The following is a 706-nucleotide window of genomic DNA, read 5'->3' as shown; positions in this document are numbered from 1 at the left end:
CCGGGACGGCCGCCGAAGCCACCGCCACCGGGACGACCGGCGAAACCGCCGCCGGCACCGGGACGACCGGGGGCGCCGCCACCCGGGCGGGCACCGCCGCGCGCCGGACGCTCACCCGGACGGGCGATCGCCGAGCGGTCCGGCATGTTGACCGGCGAGGGACGCGGACCACCGGGACGGGGACCACCGGGGCCGGCGGGCGCGCCGGGACGCGGCGCGCGGCTCTGGGGCCGCGGCATACCTTGGCTGGCAGCGAACGGGTTGTTGCCCGGACGCGGCGCGCCACCCTGCCCCATTCCCTGACGGGCGGAGAAGGGGTTGTTGCCAGGGCGAGGGGCACGGGGGCGCGGTGCACCGGGGACACTGCTGCCACCGGAGCCACCAGGACGGGGGCTGGGAGCCGGACGACCACCCTCACGGGCCGACGGAGCGGCGGAAGCCGGTGACGCCGGACGCGGCCCGGGGGTCGCGGAAGAGGCGGGCCGAGTGGGCGATTGACGCGGTGCTTCCGCAGCGACGGGCGCTGGAGCAGCCGGAGCCGGGCGCGGGCCCGGCGTCGGTGCACCCGGACGGGATGCGGGAGCGGACGTGGACTGCGCAGCGGCGGCGGGCGCGCTCGCAGCCGGCGCGCTCGTTGCCGGAGAGTTCTGGAACGGCGCGCTTGGTGCCGGAGCACTTGAGCGCGGGGCACTAGAACTCGGGGCCG

The organism is Nostocoides jenkinsii Ben 74 (assembly GCF_001046875.1).
Classification (GTDB): Bacteria; Actinomycetota; Actinomycetes; order Actinomycetales; family Dermatophilaceae; genus Nostocoides_A; species Nostocoides_A jenkinsii.
This window is presented reverse-complemented; position numbering follows the sequence as displayed.